This is a genomic window from Alicyclobacillus shizuokensis NBRC 103103 (genome assembly GCF_001552255.1).
In the GTDB taxonomy this organism is placed as follows: Bacteria; Bacillota; Bacilli; order Alicyclobacillales; family Alicyclobacillaceae; genus Alicyclobacillus_G; species Alicyclobacillus_G shizuokensis.
Genome location: NZ_BCQV01000005.1, coordinates 101,564 through 117,563, shown reverse-complemented (window position 1 = coordinate 117,563; position 16,000 = coordinate 101,564). Strand labels below are relative to the sequence as shown.

General features: G+C 64.5%; 13 protein-coding genes. 9 read left to right on the top strand and 4 right to left on the bottom strand.

The annotated features are described in order from the left end of the window. Nucleotides 1–79 precede the first annotated feature (79 nt). Together ASH01S_RS03030 and ASH01S_RS03025 are read left to right on the top strand one after the other, a co-directional pair. Nucleotides 80–2,089, top strand: coding sequence for a chemotaxis protein CheA (locus ASH01S_RS03030; RefSeq protein WP_067923216.1), 2,010 nt, complete (start codon nt 80–82; stop codon nt 2,087–2,089). Nucleotides 2,090–2,095: 6 nt separating this feature from the next. Next, nucleotides 2,096–2,536, top strand: coding sequence for a chemotaxis protein CheW (locus tag ASH01S_RS03025; protein ID WP_067923212.1), 441 nt, complete (start codon nt 2,096–2,098; stop codon nt 2,534–2,536). Nucleotides 2,537–2,596: 60 nt separating this feature from the next. Here ASH01S_RS03025 and hemG read toward each other — a convergent pair whose 3' ends face one another. Genes hemG through hemE form a run of 3 tightly spaced genes read right to left on the bottom strand, consistent with a single transcriptional unit; the run spans nt 2,597 to nt 6,050 of the window. Continuing rightward, nucleotides 2,597–4,069, bottom strand: a complete 1,473-nt coding sequence (gene hemG, locus ASH01S_RS03020) for a protoporphyrinogen oxidase (protein ID WP_067923209.1) — start codon at nt 4,067–4,069, stop codon at nt 2,597–2,599. Next, on the bottom strand, nt 4,066–4,998 hold the full coding sequence (hemH, locus tag ASH01S_RS03015; protein WP_067923206.1) for a ferrochelatase: 933 nt from the start codon (nt 4,996–4,998) through the stop codon (nt 4,066–4,068). Before hemH ends, hemG begins: the two co-directional genes overlap by 4 nt. Then, nucleotides 4,995–6,050 carry a uroporphyrinogen decarboxylase gene (gene hemE / locus ASH01S_RS03010; protein WP_067923203.1) on the bottom strand — a complete coding sequence of 352 codons (1,056 nt, stop codon included), beginning with the start codon at nt 6,048–6,050 and terminating at the stop codon, nt 4,995–4,997. Before hemE ends, hemH begins: the two co-directional genes overlap by 4 nt. Before the next feature lie 287 nt (nt 6,051–6,337). On the opposite strand from hemE, the gene ASH01S_RS03005 reads away from it, so the two are divergent. The 5 genes from ASH01S_RS03005 (at nt 6,338) to dusB (ending at nt 10,197) form a co-directional block, all read left to right on the top strand. Beyond that, the gene (locus tag ASH01S_RS03005) at nt 6,338–6,769 is read left to right on the top strand and encodes a BrxA/BrxB family bacilliredoxin (protein ID WP_067923200.1); all 432 of its coding nucleotides are present in this window, start codon (nt 6,338–6,340) and stop codon (nt 6,767–6,769) included. A gap of 160 nt (nt 6,770–6,929) precedes the next feature. Then, complete coding sequence (locus ASH01S_RS03000; protein ID WP_067923196.1) at nt 6,930–7,592, top strand: metal-dependent transcriptional regulator; 663 nt, start codon at nt 6,930–6,932, stop codon at nt 7,590–7,592. Between the two features lie 154 nt (nt 7,593–7,746). Then, nucleotides 7,747–8,607 (top strand): D-alanyl-D-alanine carboxypeptidase family protein, encoded by an 861-nt coding sequence (locus ASH01S_RS02995; RefSeq protein WP_067923193.1) that lies wholly within the window; start codon nt 7,747–7,749, stop codon nt 8,605–8,607. Between the two features lie 258 nt (nt 8,608–8,865). Beyond that, nucleotides 8,866–9,099: a TM2 domain-containing protein gene (locus tag ASH01S_RS02990; RefSeq protein ID WP_067923190.1), complete on the top strand. Its 234-nt coding sequence runs from the start codon at nt 8,866–8,868 to the stop codon at nt 9,097–9,099. 111 nt (nt 9,100–9,210) lie between these two features. Further along, on the top strand, nt 9,211–10,197 hold the full coding sequence (gene dusB / locus ASH01S_RS02985; protein WP_067923187.1) for a tRNA dihydrouridine synthase DusB: 987 nt from the start codon (nt 9,211–9,213) through the stop codon (nt 10,195–10,197). Nucleotides 10,198–10,302: 105 nt separating this feature from the next. Here the strand turns inward: dusB and ASH01S_RS02980 are convergent, their stop codons facing one another. Beyond that, a complete protein-coding gene (locus ASH01S_RS02980) occupies nt 10,303–11,544 on the bottom strand; it encodes an MFS transporter (protein ID WP_067923184.1) in 1,242 nt (413 codons plus the stop codon). Nucleotides 11,545–11,695: 151 nt separating this feature from the next. Between ASH01S_RS02980 and ASH01S_RS02975 the strand changes: the two genes are divergently transcribed. Together ASH01S_RS02975 and ASH01S_RS02970 are read left to right on the top strand one after the other, a co-directional pair. Continuing rightward, nucleotides 11,696–12,976: a metallophosphoesterase family protein gene (locus ASH01S_RS02975; RefSeq protein ID WP_067923180.1), complete on the top strand. Its 1,281-nt coding sequence runs from the start codon at nt 11,696–11,698 to the stop codon at nt 12,974–12,976. Next, nucleotides 12,973–15,963 (top strand): AAA family ATPase, encoded by a 2,991-nt coding sequence (locus tag ASH01S_RS02970; protein ID WP_067923177.1) that lies wholly within the window; start codon nt 12,973–12,975, stop codon nt 15,961–15,963. The genes ASH01S_RS02975 and ASH01S_RS02970 overlap by 4 nt, the downstream gene beginning before the upstream one ends. The last annotated feature ends 37 nt before the right edge of the window (nt 15,964–16,000 follow it).

Below are 16,000 nucleotides of genomic sequence, written 5' to 3'. Positions count from 1 at the left end.
TATCGCTCACTTTCGGGTGTAGCCCGCCACGGCCTTCCGGGGGTTTCAAACCGAAGCTGGACCAGGGGGTCTTGAGACTATGGATAGGACGCAATACGTCGACCTCTTTATTGAGGAGGCCCGCGAGCACCTGCAGGCGCTCAACGACAATCTGCTGGAGCTAGAACGAGATCCGGGCAATGCCAACATCATTCAGGCCATGTTTCGCAGCGCACACACCATCAAGGGTATGGCCGCCAGCATGGGCTTTGAGCGCATGGCACATCTGACGCATGAGATGGAGGACAGGCTGGACGATATTCGCTCTGGACGTGCCACGCTTTCTGAAGCGTTTATAGACGCCTTGTTCGCCTGCGTGGATGCGCTGGAAGGGTGTCTGCAGGCGGTTATGGACGAAGGCAGCGACGCCTCGGCATCGGTCGACGAGGCCAGCCGCCGGCTGGCAGCGGCGCTGCAGTCGACGGCCAGCGCAGAGGCTGCGGCGGCTGGGGGACCGGCGGTAACAAAACCGGTGGCCGCGGCCACCCCTGCGGCTGGCGAATGGGACATTCAGGTGCGGTTTGCTGCGGATTGTTCGATGCCGGCGGTTCGCGCGTACATGGTGTATCAAGCGTTGCAGGAAGGATTGTCGGTCACGCGGACGGATCCCGCGTTGGAGCGGGTGATGGCTGGCGAATGTGGCTTGGAGTTCCACATCTTTTCAGCGTCCGGTGTGGACGTCGAGGCTGTGCGCGGCCAAGCCCTGGCGGTAGCCGAGGTGGACAGCGTGGAGGTCATAGAGGTGGCCGCTGCGGCGTCCACTGCCGCTCCCTTGCCGGGGACCGCTTCCGGCCAGGCGCAGAGCACTTCAGGTAAGGAATCCCAGCCGGCAGCGGGCGCGCCCCGTGCCACAACGGAGGCCCCCAAGAAGAACCAGCGTGCCAGCCAATCCATCCGTGTGGACTTGTCGCGCCTGGACGATGTGATGAACCGATTCAGCGAGATTGTGATGGACAAGACGCGGCTGCGCCAGTTGGCGTCCGAGCGCCAGGACGCGGACCTGGAGGACGCTGTGCACCATTTCGAACGGGTGTGCGATGAGCTTCAGAGTTTGCTGCTGCGCATCCGCATGCTTCCGGTGGACACGGTGTTTCAGCGCTTTCCACGAATGGTGCGGGACCTCGCGAAGTCTCTTGGCAAACAGGTGGAACTCCGGCTGGAAGGCCAGGAGACCGAGTTGGACAGGACCGTGATGGACGAAATCGGGGATTCTCTCGTCCACCTCATCCGCAATGCCCTCGACCATGGACTGGAGACACCGGCCGAGCGGCGCGATGCAGGGAAACCTGAGACGGGCGTTCTCCGATTGTCTGCTTATCAGCAGGGAGACGATGTGTTCATCGAGGTGACGGATGACGGGCGCGGGCTCAACCGCGAGAAGATTGCCCGCAAGGCGGTGGAGATGGGCCTCCTGCAGGCGGATGAGGCGGCCAAGCTGTCGGACGAGCAAGTGTACGGCTTGCTCTTTGCGTCCGGGTTCAGCACGGCCGAATCGGTCTCGGACGTCTCCGGTCGCGGCGTGGGCCTGGACGCGGTGTGTGACACCATTGTCGGCCTCGGTGGAGAGGTGGATGTCCAATCAGAGCCTGGGCGTGGGACCTCGTTCATTTTGCGAGTGCCCCTCACGCTGTCGATTATTCAGGCTATGCTGGTCCGCATCGAGGATGAGCGGTACGCCATCCCGCTCAGTTCATTGGTCCAGATCTATCAAGTGGAGCCGGAGCAGGTCAAGGAGAACGGCAGTCGCCGGTACATCGAATTGGGCGGGCGACTGCTCCGATTGGTCGACGCCCGGGAGTGGCTGGGGCTGGAACCGGCCGACCGCGCGCAGGACGTGATACAAGTCGCGGTGTTGGGCCGGGCGGACAGAGGCTTGGCGGTCATCGTCGACGAGTTCCTGGACACGGAGGAGATCGTTGTCAAGCCACTAGGAGGCTATCTGCAGGGACGGATTCCGGGCATTTCGGGCGCTGCCATCCTCGGTGATGGAGCGGTGGTGCTGATTTTTGACGCGGCCGCCTGGGTCGCACAGGCCGCGGGGCAGAGGTGACGGAGCGTGCAATACATTCTTTGCCGACCGGCTGGACAGGTGTACGCCATAGCCATGGACGCGGTCAAGTCGGTCGAGCGTGTGGGACGGCTGACGAAGGTGCCGAACACGAAGCCGTTCGTCAAGGGGCTGATGAACCTGAGGGGTGAGTTGACCCCGGTTATCGACTTGGCGCAGTTTTTGGATTTGGGAAAGACGCTGCAGTCCGCGCAGGCCCGCGTGGTCGTGGTGGAATCGGCGGACGTGACGCTGGGGCTGTTGGTGGAATACGCGCGGGAGGTGCGGGAGATTGCGGACGCGGACCTCGACAAGGAGGATGCGCGATCCCGCAACCAGGCGGTGCGGGCCGTTGCCAACGTGAACGGGGAGGCGGTCGGCATCTTGGACATCAACTATGTGCTCGACCCAGCTCACGGAGTGATCATGTCCACACAGAGGGATGTCTGAATTGCCGCGCACCCGCAACACATGTGGCGCGAGAAGGGCTCACGGGAGCCCTTTTCTGCCTCAACTCGAAGTCGCCCGTCGGGAATGCGTGGAGACGGGCGTTGGCTGCTTGAGATAAGTGGCGGCAGCTTCGACTACCGTCTGCGCCTGTGCGACACAATCGGGGATGCCGACCCCGCGGTATCCCGCTCCCGTCAGGAAAACCCCAGGGAGCTGTTGTTCCAACTCCTTTTCGACCTCAGCGAGCCGCTCCAAGTGTCCCACGGTGTACTGGGGCATGGACTTGTCCCAGCGGGTCACGCGTGCAAACAGCGGCTTGGCGGTGATGCCGGTGAGATCGGCCAGTTCTTGGCGCACCCGCCGGATGATCTCCGAATCATCCAGGGTCAAGCCCTGCTCATCTCCGGCACGGCCCACGTAGCCGCGAATGAGGCTATAGCCCTGCGGTGTGGTGTGAGGCCACTTGCTCGAAATCCACGTGCTGGCCGTGATAAACCGGTGTTCAACGCGGGGGGCCAGAAAGCCGGATGCGTCCAGTTGCGGTATGTCTTCGCCCCGGTATGCTAATCCCACCGTCGCTGTGGAAGCGTACGGGATGGAGAGTAGATGGTCAGCCGTCCGCAGCCAGGGTTTGAGCAGTTGTGCGGTCACGAACGCAGGTGTGGTCAGGATGACCGCATCGGCCTCAAGAACGCGTTCGCCGTTCGGTAGCCGAACCCGAATTCGGTAGCCGGCTTCAGTCCGGGTCAGGTCGACAGCCTGCGCTTGAGTGAGCAGCTGGGCCCACGTGTGCAGTTCGTCGTACAGGCGTTCAACCAGTGTCGCAAAGCCACCACGCAGGGCGACAAAGACGCTGCGGCTGTTCTGCGTTGCAGCGGACTCAGCCTGCTGTCTACGCAGCGCGGCCGCCGCCAGGATGAGGCTGCCGTGTTGCTGTTCCATGCAGCGGAAGTGCGGGAACGTGGCGTCCAGGCTGAGCGCATCCGCCTGCCCCGCGTATATACCAGCCAGGAGCGGTTCGCAGAGCCGGTCCACCCACTCATCACCCAGCCGCCGGCGGAGAAAGGCGCCGACCGATACGTCGCCGTGTTCCGCCAGCGGCGGCAGGGTCAAATCACGAAGCGCGCGCCACTTGCCGCGCGCGGAGATGACGTCATTGCCCCACAGGGCTTCCCAACGATGGGGGATGCCCATGTACGTACCTGCTGGCAGCAGCGCCAATCGTCCGTGCGAGACCACGTAGGTGCGCTGCACGGATGATCCGGACGGCACAAGCTCGGATTCAATTCCCAGGGCCCGTACCAGCGCCATACCCGCCGGCTTGCGCGCCAGCATGGAGTCCGGCCCGCCTTCCAAGACAAACCCGTCCTCACGGTACGTGAGCAGCTTTCCGCCCAGACGGCTGTCGGATTCCACTAGGACGCACTCCACTTCAGGTGCGGACCCCGCTTGGCTGGCCTGTTTCAGGTAAAACGCGCTGGCTAAGCCACTGATGCCACCGCCGACAATGACCACGCGTCGACGCCCGTTCATTTCTCAGCCCTCCCCGATTCGGACCCTCGCCTGTACACCAGGTCTGCCAGCACGCGGATGAATGCCGGGTCGTCGTTGAGGGCGGCCGTTCGTACCAGACGGATTCCCAGCTCATCGGCGAGTTGCTGGCATTCGATGTCGATGTCGTACAGAATCTCCAGGTGTTCGGACACAAACCCAGCCGGGCAGATGACCACCTCGCGCGCACCGGCTCGCGCCAACTGGCGGAGCACCTCAAGGATGTCCGGACCCAGCCACTCGTCCTGGGTGCGCCCTGCGCTTTGCCACGCGTATACCGGCTGCTTCAGGTGCAGCCGTTGCGCCACCGCTTCTCCCGTCTGGCGCAGCTGCTCTGGGTATGGGTCGCCCCATTCCAGGATCTTTTTCGGCAGGCTATGGGCGCTGAAGATGACCACGGCGGATTCTGGGTGTACTGTCTTGGCCAACGCCTCGCTCACACGCGCGCTCAAAAGCTGGATGAAGCCCGGATGCAGGTGCCAAGAGCGGATGGCATGGACGGTGAGCGGCGTGTCCGCGGCGGCCTGCTTGACATCTTGCAGATAGGTTTCGATGCTGAGACGGGAGTAGTGGGGAGCCAAGACGATGGCGACGGCATCGCGGATTCCGTCTTCGACCATGCGGCCCGTAACGTTGGCGAGAAAAGGCTGGGTGTGCTTATAGCCGAGGTACACCTGCGCTTCCACCTTGCCGTCGGCATCCAGTTGCCGCTGCAGGGCTTGCGCTTGCGCTTGGGTGATCTCGTTGAGCGGCGAGACGCCGCCGATGGCCTGGTAGCGGCGCAGCAAATCGGCCAACAATTCGGGTGTGGGCTTGCGTCCGTGGCGGATATGCGTATAGTACGCCTCGACTTCGTCCAGGCTGCGCGGCGTGCCGTAGGCCATGAGCAGGACACCGATGCGCGCGTTCATGCTCTCACCCCCACCTCGGCCAGCTTTTGCCGACTGTATTCGTGGACGAAAGCCGCCAGACGCTGCAGCTTGCTGCCATCGGTCAGGCGGTGCACGCCGTGTCCCAGGTTGAAAATGAATCCGGGATGGGACAGTCCGGCATCGAGGATGGACCGGGCGCGCGCTTCGATGACCTCCCAGGGAGCGAAGAGCAGGGTTGGATCGAGATTGCCCTGTAAGGCAATTCCATCCCCCACCCGGCGCGCCGCGTCCGCCATGTCCACGCGCCAATCGACGCCGATGACGGTGGCCCCGGTCTCGCGCCAGATGGGCAGCAGTTCTCCCGTCGTCACGCCGAAGTAGATCAAGGGCACCGCCAACGGCCGCAGGTCTTCCATGATGCGCCGCATCGTCGGCAGCACAAAGCTCCGGTAATCCTCCGGCGCCAAACTCCCGACCCAAGAATCGAACACCTGGACTGCGTCGGCTCCGGCCTCAATCTGCGCCCTCAGATAGCGAACGGTGACGTCCGCCAAGGTGTCCATCAGGTCCTGCCACAGATCAGGCTGGGCCCACATCATCTGCTTGGTCAGGCGGTAGTCCCGCGATGGACCGCCTTCAATGAGGTAACTCGCCAGGGTGAATGGCGCCCCCGCAAAGCCGATGAGCGGAACGGTCAGCGTTCGCTTCAATTCTCGGATGGTCTCGAACACATATGGCAGTGCCTCCTCGGGTTCAAACCGATGCAGGGACTCCACATCGTGGCGGTCCCGCAGCGGTTGGGCCAGCACCGGGCCGATGTGTTCCTGAATCTCGAACTGCCTTCCCATCGCCCCGATGGGCAGCGAGATGTCAGAAAAGAGGATAGCCGCATCCACACCCAGCTGCTCCACCGGAAGGCGTGTGACCCGGGCGCACAATTCCGGCTCCTGGCAGATCTGCAGCAGCGAATACCGTTCCCGCAGTTGCCGGTATTCCGGCTGGTAGCGCCCCGCTTGACGCATGAACCAGACGGGCGCGGCGTCCACCGGTTCGCGCCAACAGGCCCTTAGAAATCGACTTGACCTCGACATGAGCACCCTCTTTTCTTCTGTGCAAGCCCACTAACAAGCCCACCGCCAACGCGTCCACGGCCGCTTGAGATGGTTGCAAAAGGCGCGGCGGTGCGCGCAGCTTGGTATCCGTTCCATCCCAGTTATACTCATTCCCCGGACAGGCTTGCAACCAATACCAGGCGCACATAGGACGCCCGCGTGCAACTGTCGCTTAACGGTCACAACCATGATGAGCTATAATAAGGAAGACGACCCTTTCGGTCTCCTCATTGCATTTGGGAACAATTTCCCAAGGAGGTATGGAGATGGCGATGGAACTGGATTTCTATGCGATGATGGTCCAGCCGATGCGCGACGAGTTGACGCAAATTGGCTTTCGTGAACTGCGTACACCCGAAGAGGTGGACGAAGCTCTGCAGAAACAGGAGGGCACCACGCTGGTGTTTGTCAACTCGGTGTGCGGTTGTGCCGGCGGCATTGCCCGTCCCGCCGCGGGACAGGCGCTGCAGCACGACAAACGACCGGACAACTTGGTGACGGTGTTCGCCGGTCAGGACAAAGAGGCGACGGCGCGGGCCCGCGAATATTTCGAGGGACTGCCGCCTTCCTCGCCGTCGATGTTCCTGTTCAAGGACGGCAAGTTGGTCGGGGCCCTGCACCGGCACGACATCGAGGGTTCCGATGCCGAGACCGTGGCGGGCAAGTTGAAATCCCTGTTTGACGAATTCTGTGCCTGACCGGCTGTACGGGACGGCTGGGCTCGCGGTCGGTCCGCGTCCGGGGTGCCGACCACCCGACTCTCGGGTGGTCGGTTTCCTTCTTACTTACTTAAAATAGAATCGGGCCGCGAGTCCCACTCACGCTCGTGGAGCGGATGTCGCACCTGAGGAGGCGTCTATGGCTCGAAAACACGGAATGGAAGAGTATTTAGAAGCCATCTATGTCCTGGAAGGAGAAGGGGAAACGGTCATCCCCTCCCGGTTGGCCGACTACCTGGGCGTGGCTCGGCCAACCGTGACGCAGACCGTCCAGCGTCTGACCCAGTCTGGCTACGTGCACACGGGCGAGGGTAAGGAAATTCAATTGACCGAGACCGGACGCCAGCGGGCCGAACAGGTGGTGCGGCGGCATCGCCTCCTGGAGCGTTGGTTGACGGACGAACTCGGACTCGATTGGGCTGACGCCCACGTGGAGGCCGGGCGGCTTGAACACAGCATCTCTCCCCTGGTGGAGCGCCAGTTGTTTGAGCGGCTGGGGCACCCGACCACCTGCCCGCACGGCAACGTCATTCCCGGGTCCGGCGCTTCGCAGCCGGCGGGGCAGCCGTTGTCCGAGGTCGCGGCGCCCGCGGACGTGAAGGTCATCCGCATTGTGGAGATCGCGGAGGAAGATCTCGACCTGCTGCGCTTCTTGCACAAGGCCGGCATCATCCCCGGCAACCGGCTGCATTTGGCGCGCGGGATCAATCCGTACGAGGCCGGCATTGAAGTGGTGGTCGGCGGGACCACCTACGCCTTGGACGAGACTGTGGCCCGCCGTGTGTTGGTGCAGCCCGCCTAACCTGGGCATAACCAGCAAACCTTTCGTCCACCTTAACGAGGGTATCCGATTCTGGAGCCTATGCGCGTGGCAGGGCGCGAGCAGAGAGCTGGCTCTGTTCCCCGGAGCAAGCTGCACCGGCACTGCGACCTGCAAGGTGGAGGAGTGTTTGCCCGTGAGTTTTGCTGGGAAACGTACATTCTGGGGCTGGTTGCGCTGCCTGACGGCGTGTTTGACGACTGTGGCGTGGACGGCAAGCGTGGCCTTGGCGCGAGAGGAGGCTACGCAGCGTGTCTTCATCAACGCCCGCGCCGCCGTCGTTCTTGATGCCGAGAGTGGGCGGGTTCTGTACGCCAAAAACGCCGACGAGCCCCGTTACCCGGCCAGCACCACCAAATTGATGACGGCGATTTTGCTGGTGGAGTATTTGCATCTGAACGATCCCGTGTACATCAGCGAGGCGGCTGCCCACCAGCCGCGGGTACGGCTCGGATTGCGTCCCGACACGTACATCACAGCCGAACAGGCGCTCCACGCCCTCATCATGAAGAGCGCCAATGACGTCGCCTACGCTGTTGCCGAGACTGTGGGCGGATCGCAGTTGGGGTTTGCCCGCATGATGAACGTGAAGGCACGGCTGTTGGGCTGCACGCACACCAACTTTGTCACCCCCAACGGTCTGCACGAGGATGAACACCAGGCTTCGGCCCGCGATATCGCGCTGATTCTTCGCGAGGCGGTCCGCCATCCCGAGATTGTCCAAGCCATGCAGACGCAGCAGTACACCATAGGCGACAAGACCATTCGCAACGGCAACCGCCTGATCTATCTGCGCGATACCCCGTTTGGCGAGGTGGTGGGCGGCAAGACCGGTTACACCACCAAAGCCATGTACTGTTTGGCGTTTGCCGTGCGCCAACATGGACGCCTGCGGATTTCGGTCGTGCTCGGGGCGCCGCGCAAGAGCGCGATGTACCGGGAGACGCAGCGTTTGCTGGGCTTTGCGGCGGATAACCGAGCTGTCCAACTTGTGTAGGGACCCGCGCATCGGGTCGAACGGCTGATGCACAAGCAGGCAGCCAGGGTCAACACCCCCGGTCTGCGGCCACCGTTTCATACGCTCGCCTCTCCCACCCCCTTGCTCATTCACCGTCTGCCAACCGATTGCGGTGTGTGCCACATCGAAACAAGCCGTCCCCGAATATGTTGGGGTGACGACGCTGCGCGGGGGCGGAGGACGGATTTCGCGCCTTGCGAAAGGAAGCTGCTTGAGCGGAGCGATGGGGGTGACACCATGCGGCGGTCGGTTGCCTTGGCGTATGTGCTGTGGTTTTTCTTGGGGTACCTCGGGATCCACCGGATGTACTGCGGGCGGGTGGTGAGCGGCGTGGCCATGTTGACCCTGACCATCCTCGGCGGCGTCACGTTCCCTATCCTGATTGGCCACCTGCTGATGTTCATTGTCGGCGTGTGGTGGTTGGTGGATCTGTTCTTGACGGCTGGGATGGCGCAGGAGTCTCGGCGCTGACGATGGTGCGGCCGTCACCTTGCTCGTCCCGGTGCCGGTCTGCTATGCTTTGGGGATAGATGTATGACCGCGCATATTGGAACGATGATGCAGCCATGGGGGGATGCGTGTATGCGCGAGCTGACGATTGGTGGCGTGCGCATCGAGGACCCGGTCATTTTGTCGCCCATGGCCGGGGTGTGCAATCCGCCCTTCCGCCGTCTGGCCAAGGAGCTTGGGGCCGGCATGGTCTGTGCCGAGATGGTCAGCGACAAGGCGCTGGTACACGGAAACAAAAAGTCGCACAAGATGCTGACCATCCTGCCGGACGAGCACCCGGTCAGTCTGCAATTGGTGGGGTATGATCGGGAGTCGATGATTCGCGCCGCCGAGATGGTTGGCGAAACCAATGCGGACCTGATTGACATCAATATGGGCTGTCCTGTGTTGAAGATTTACAAGAACGGATCGGGCGCGGCGTTGGCGCGCAATCCCGACTACGCCGCCTCGATTGTGCGGGCTGTGGTCGACCGCGTGGACAAGCCGGTCACTGTCAAATTCCGCAAGGGGTGGGACGACGACCACGTGAATGCGGTGGAGGTGGCGCAGGCGGTGGAGGCGGCCGGGGCCAGCGCAGTCGCCGTGCACGGTCGCACCGCCAAGCAGATGTATAGCGGCCGCGCCGACTGGTCCATCATCCGGGCAGTCAAAGAGGCGGTGCGCATCCCGGTCATCGGCAACGGGGACGTCGCCAGTCCCGAGGACGCCGAGCGCATGTTCGACGAGACAGGCTGCGATGCAGTGATGATTGGGCGTGCTGCGCTGGGCTATCCTTGGATTTTCCGCGAGGTCGTCCACTACTTGCGCACGGGTGAAAAACTGGCGCCTCCCAGTGTAGAGGAGCGCATCCAGACTGCCATCCGTCACCTGGAGCTGCTGGTCGAATACAAGGGCGAAGACATCGGGGTCAAGGAGATGCGCAAGCACGCGGCCTGGTACCTCAAGGGACTTCCCGGATGCGCGGAGATGCGCGGCGTCATCAACCAGCAGACCACCCTGGTGGGTATGCGGGGCTGTCTTGAGTCGTTTTTGGACGACATGCTCTCGAAGGCGTCTTGACGCGCTGGGCGGCAGGCCATAGGCCCGCCGCTGGTGTGGCCGGTGAAGCACCAGCGCTGGTCGGACCGGCAAGCATCAGCGGTCTGAACCCTCCACGCGTGCGGTTCACTCTCCGCCTTGCACCGCGTCCAGGGACCGTCCCAGCGTTTCCCGGCCGAAGATGAGCACCACCAAGAAACCCACAATGACCGCGGCGAAGAAGATCGTGAATACGGCCGTGATGCTGACGCCGCTGCCCAACAGCGCACCGACCAAGAACGGGGCGATGATGCCGCCGATGCGGCCAAAACCGGCGGCCCAGCCGATCCCGGAGGCGCGAGCGAAGGTGGGAAATTGCTCTACTGTAAATATATAGGTACTTGCGAACGCGGCCAGCATGAAGTAGTTGAGACACAGGCCAAACAGGATCAGCCAGAATGTATTCGGCGCGTACCCAAATCCAAGGGCGGACAGGGCTGTGAGCAGCATGGCCTGCACCAGGATGCGCTTGCGGCCCCACTTCTCCACCAACCAGGCGGCCGTTAGATAGCCGGGGATCTGGGCGATGGTCATGATGAGCACGTAGCCGATGCTGTGCACCAGGTTGTAGCCTTTCATCGTCATCACCGACGGCAGCCACACCGACATGCCGTAATACGCGAAGTTCATCACCAGCCACAGCACCCACGTGACCAGCGTCCCGCGCAGAATCCCGGGGCGCCACAGGGTCGCGATGGAGTGGGCCATCGACCTGCGCTGCAGAGCTTGAAACTTGGGTGTCTCCGGCAGCGATTGTCTCAGGACGAGCGTGAACAAGGCGGGAATCGCGCCGATTAAGAACACGACGCGCCAACTGGTCCAGGGGACGACAAAGAACGAAATCAGCGCCGCTAACAGCGATCCGCCCGCCCAAAACGATTCTAAGAGCACAACCCTGCGGCCGCGGACCGGCTCGGGCGAGGATTCCAGAACGTAGGTGGTCGCCACCGGCAGTTCACCGCCCAGGCCGAGTCCGACGAGAAAGCGCAGGACGATGAACACGGCCAGGCCGCCAGCAAACGCCGTTAACCCCGTGGCCAGGCTGTAGATGAGGATGGTCCACATAAATACAGTGCGACGCCCAAAGCGGTCGGCCAGGGACCCAGCAAATGCCGATCCAATCGCCATACCGATGAAGCTGACACTCCCGAGTACGCCCATGACGCTGGGGCCCAGGTGCCACAGGGCGGCAATGGACGTGAGCACGAACGACAGCAGGGCGTTGTCCATCGAATCGAACAACAGGCCGATTCCGGATACGGACAGAAGGCGCGCTGCCGAAGGCTGCCGCTCACCGGCCACAGGGGACGACACGGTGACGTCGTTCATCGCGGTCACTCCTTTCTCATCAAGTTTTTTGGCGCCCGCCCAAGGGGCGAGATTGGTACCGACATATGCCGCTATGGGCACGGTTGTGCATCCGACGGATGGGGCGGTGGCCCAGACCCGGTGCCGCAGGAAACGGGGGGGGGGGACAAGCGTGCGTTCATTTCGCATTCTGCACACGGCCGACGTGCACCTGGGTTCACCCATGGCCGGCTGGACGCAGCAACTGCCTGAGGCTTGGCGCCAGCGCATCCGCAAAGCCGCAGACGGTGTCTGGCAGCGGATTGTTGATCTGGCGCTGGCCGAGCAGGTCGACGTGGTGACCATCGCAGGTGATCTGTTCGACCGTTCGGACGCACCGATGGCCGTCCATTTCGAGTGGCTGCGCGGTTTCGAGCGGCTGGCCGCGGCCAACATCCCGGTCGTGCTCTGCCACGGCAATCACGATCCGCTCGTCTCACCGCCCCCTGTCCCCTGGCCGGATCTGGTGCACGTATTGCCGGCCGCCCCCGTTCTTCCCGACGCATCGTACGTGGCTCCCTCGGTGTATCTGTCGCTGGCGCCCGACACGAGGATCCAGGTGAGTGGTTTTTCCTATCCCGCCCGCGCCCTGACACCGTCTCTGGCCTATGCCTTCGTGCGCGACCCGGACGCGGATTTTGCCGTGGCGTTGTACCACGGCGCGGTCGGTTCGGCGCACGGGCACGCGGCTTACTGCGCGACCAGCGAGGCGGAACTGGCGCAGCGTGGGTTCGACGTCTGGGCGCTCGGCCACATCCATCAGCCCCAGGTGCTGCGCGGGCAGCGACCGCTCATCGTCTACCCAGGCAATCCCCAGGGGCGCGGCCTGCAGGAGACCGGGCCGCGCGGCTGCATCTTGCTGGACGTGTCTGCGCAGGGGGCGGTACAAACCCGCTTCTGTCCAACTGCCGACCTGGTCTGGATGGAGTGCGAGGTCAGGATAGAAGAAGACTCGCTGGCCAGCCTGCGCCGGTCTGTCCTGGAGCAGCTGGGCGCATTGTGCAAACGCTGCCCAGGTCACTGGCTGCTGGTGCGGGTGCGGCTGGTTGGAGAGGGCCGGGTGGCCGCGGCGCTCGCTGATCCGGCCGAGGTGTTGGAGGCGTTGCGTCAGGAGGTCGCGGCGCGTGCATGGCCGCTGTGGGTGGTCGCGCTGGAATCTCAGGTCGCTCCCCCATTGGACCTGGAGACGCTCGCCCACAGCCCGGAGCTGTTGGGGGAATTGGTCCGGGTATACCGCCGCTATCGGGAGCAGCCGGAAGCGGCGAGAGATTTGCTGCGGCAAGAGTTGGCGGACGTGTTTCACCACGGCAACGAGCTGTCTGTGGACAGTCTGTCTGACGCCGAGGTCGCGGAACTGCTGGCGGCGGCCTTCCGTTTGCTGGCGACATGGGCTGTGCAGGAGGGTGCGGGATGAAGCTGCGGCGTCTGGAACTGTATCAGGTCGGGCCGCACAACGGGTTGGTGCTGGAGAACGTAGGCGATGGCTTGACGGTGGTGTGCGGACCGAATGAAGCAGGCAAGAGCAGCTTGCTGGCCGGGCTGCGTGGGGTCTTGTTCGGCCTCGTGGTCAGCGCCGAGCCGAAGCCCGCCTGGCGGCAGGGGGCGCACGGGGTGGCCGTGGTGGTTCGCGATGGCGAGATTTGGCGCATCGAGCGCAGTCTGGACCGCCGGCGGCGGCCACTCGTCCAGGGCCCGGACGGCCGCAGGCTGAGCGGCGAGGACGCCCTGCGTCGGGCCCTGCCCGAGCTGGGATTGGTGGAAGATGTAGCCTACCAATCGGTGTTCACCTTCCAATTGGCAGACTTGGTGGCGCTGGCCCCGGATCAGGGCCAGATTCGCGATCAACTGTTCACGGTCGGCCGGCTTGGCCTGCGCTCCGCGGCGGCCGTGGAGGACGAACTGGCTCGGCGGACAAAGGCGCTGTTCAATCCGGATCCACGTGCGCGCCGGCCCCGGTTGACTCAGTGCTTGCAGGAGTGGCGGGAGCTTATGGAGGCCAGGAGCCGGGCGGACGACTCCGCGTCGGCGTACCAGGCCGTGCAGGCCGAATTGGAGCGGCGGCGGGCCGCGCTGGCGGAAGTGGCGGAAAAACGGGCGGTGGAGACCGAGCGCTGCCAGCGCCAACGGTGGCTGCTCGGACTCTATCCTCTGTTCCTGGCCAACGTTCGCGCCGCGGCTCGACTGCAGGCCGTGTTGAGCGGCATCCAGCCGAGGCCCGAAGGGCTGGGGAGCCCGGCGGATGGGACTCAGACTGGCGGACACCCGACGTCCGCCAACGGAGTCGCCGCTCCGGACGGCGCTGACCTGGGGACGGTTGCCCAAGCCGCCCTGGAGCGGTTGCGCGCGTGGGCCGCCGCTGCCGCCGAGTGGTCTTGGCGCCTGCAACAGCTCGAAGATCTGCTCGCCCGCGTGTCGGAGGAGACGGCGGCAGCGGCCGCCACGGCCACCACCTTCACCTGGTTTCAGGAGCCCGCCTTGGCCGGACTGCCCGTTCCCACACACGACCTGGTCGCGCTGGAGGCGCTGGTGCAGGAGGAGGACCGCTTGCTGCAGCAGCTGGAGGCGAACCAGCGGGCGTGGCAAGAAGCGCAGGTTGTCCAGGCGGATCGGCGCAAACAGCTGTTGGAGCGGGGATTCGTCGAGGCGGACGCGGTCCAGGAGCTGGCGCGGCGCCAGGCGGAGGCGCAGCGCCGCCTGGCCGAGTTGACGGCTGACGCCGAGCGTGTGCAGGTGATGTTGGCGAAGGTGCGCGAGCGGACGGCGCTGGAGCGCGAACGGGCTGCGTTGGCGCAAGCGCCGCGGCGGAGAAGGCCGGTGGCCAGGCGGGGGGTGCTGTGGTTGGCCGGCGGTTTAGCCTTGGCGGCCGCCGTGGCGGTTGGGCTGCGACAGGAGTGGACACCGGCCGGCAGCGCCCTCTTGGCCGCCCTGTTGGCGCTGTGGGTAGCGGCCCGGGCTGGTGCCGGACGGGCGCCCGCCGACCGGGAACAAGCCGAGCCGGGCGCGCGGCTGGCTGAGCTGGACGAACGCCTGGCTCGCGTGGAGGCCGACCTGGAGCCATTGGCGGCCAGGCTCGTGCATGTGGATGTGGAGCGGCTGGAGGAACCACTGCTGCTCGATGCGGGCGCAGCGGTTGCGGCAAAGCTGCGGCAACAGGAACAGGTGATGCAGCAGGCGGCGAGCAATGAACAGTTGGTGCGGGCCTGGCAGGCGGCCTGCGCGCAAGTGCAGCGGATGGACGAGGCGCGCCGGGCGGCCCGGGCCGCGCTTGTCGCCCATAGGCGGGCCTTGGCAGATTGGTGCCGGGAGCACGGCGGGGCTGGGGACCCGCCGCCGCAGCGCGCGCGCCAGGTGTTGGAGGAGTTCCGGCGCTGGGCAGAACTGTGGGAGCGCCGCCAGGCGTCCGCCCGAAACCTGGACGAAGCGCGGAAAACGCTGGCAGAGCTGGCGGCGTGGTGGTCGGCGCGCGGCCTGGCGGACCCACCACCGGTCCACGCGGAAGACGCGTCTTCGCTGCGGTCGCATGTAAACCGGGCCCAGGCGCGGCTTAACGCCTGGCGCCGCCAACAGGAAGACAAGCTGCGCGAACTGGAGGAGGCGCTCCTCAACTGGCGGCGCGCGCACGCGGAAGCGGTGGGACGCGCCGGGGGTGAGGAGGATTGGGTGGCCGCCAGCGCGCAGCTTCGCGGGGAGACAGAGGAGTCCATCCGAGCCCGCTTGGACGACGCCCTGGAGACCGTGGGCAGGTTGACGGAGCGGCACGACGACTTGGTCAAACAGATGGGCGAGCTGGAGGCGCGTCTGCGCGACTGGCCGAGCGGCACCGATTTGGAGTGGCAGGTTGCGGCTCTGTCTGAGCAAAAAGACCTGCTGGCCAAACAGTGGGCGGTGTACAGGCTGGCGCAGGCGCTGTTCAAGGAGGCGGCAGCCCGTCACGAGGCTCTCCGGCAGCCGCGTGCCCTGCGCTGGGCTGGGGAGATTCTCGCGCGCGCCACCGACGGGCGATACCCGCAGCTGCGGGTGGAGGAATCCGCTGACGGCCAACGTCGTCTGTTCGTGGTGGACGCACAGGGACAGAGGTGGGATCCGGTGGCCCTGTCGCGGGGCACGCGGGAACTGACCGCGTTCGCCATTCGGCTGGCGCTGATTGCCGACTATCGAGAGCGCGGCGTTCACCTGCCTGTCGTCTGGGACGATCCGTTGGTCAATCTGGATCCTCTGCGCCGCTCGCGTCTGCTCCGCCTGATCCTGGAGGTTTCCGAACAGCAACAGATTCTCTATTTGACATGCCATCCTTCGGTCGTAGAGTGGGCTCGCCAGCAGGGTGTGGACGTGCGGATGATGTCGTCCCTTCCGTTGCCGGCGGCCCCTAGACCGGCTGTGGCTGCGGGCCCGGACCGGTGACGACTCGGCGAGGGTGCGGCAAGATGGGGTGTGCCGT

What these genes read in the sequence shown, in the direction of transcription:
- ASH01S_RS03030 (WP_067923216.1), top strand. Translation starts at nt 80, where the DNA reads ATGGATAGGACGCAATACGTCGACCTCTTTATTGAGGAGGCCCGCGAG.
- hemG (WP_067923209.1), bottom strand. Translation starts at nt 4,069, where the DNA reads ATGAACGGGCGTCGACGCGTGGTCATTGTCGGCGGTGGCATCAGTGGC.
- hemH (WP_067923206.1), bottom strand. Translation starts at nt 4,998, where the DNA reads ATGAACGCGCGCATCGGTGTCCTGCTCATGGCCTACGGCACGCCGCGC.
- hemE (WP_067923203.1), bottom strand. Translation starts at nt 6,050, where the DNA reads ATGTCGAGGTCAAGTCGATTTCTAAGGGCCTGTTGGCGCGAACCGGTG.
- ASH01S_RS03005 (WP_067923200.1), top strand. Translation starts at nt 6,338, where the DNA reads ATGGCGATGGAACTGGATTTCTATGCGATGATGGTCCAGCCGATGCGC.
- ASH01S_RS03000 (WP_067923196.1), top strand. Translation starts at nt 6,930, where the DNA reads ATGGCTCGAAAACACGGAATGGAAGAGTATTTAGAAGCCATCTATGTC.
- ASH01S_RS02990 (WP_067923190.1), top strand. Translation starts at nt 8,866, where the DNA reads ATGCGGCGGTCGGTTGCCTTGGCGTATGTGCTGTGGTTTTTCTTGGGG.
- dusB (WP_067923187.1), top strand. Translation starts at nt 9,211, where the DNA reads ATGCGCGAGCTGACGATTGGTGGCGTGCGCATCGAGGACCCGGTCATT.
- ASH01S_RS02980 (WP_067923184.1), bottom strand. Translation starts at nt 11,544, where the DNA reads ATGAACGACGTCACCGTGTCGTCCCCTGTGGCCGGTGAGCGGCAGCCT.
- ASH01S_RS02970 (WP_067923177.1), top strand. Translation starts at nt 12,973, where the DNA reads ATGAAGCTGCGGCGTCTGGAACTGTATCAGGTCGGGCCGCACAACGGG.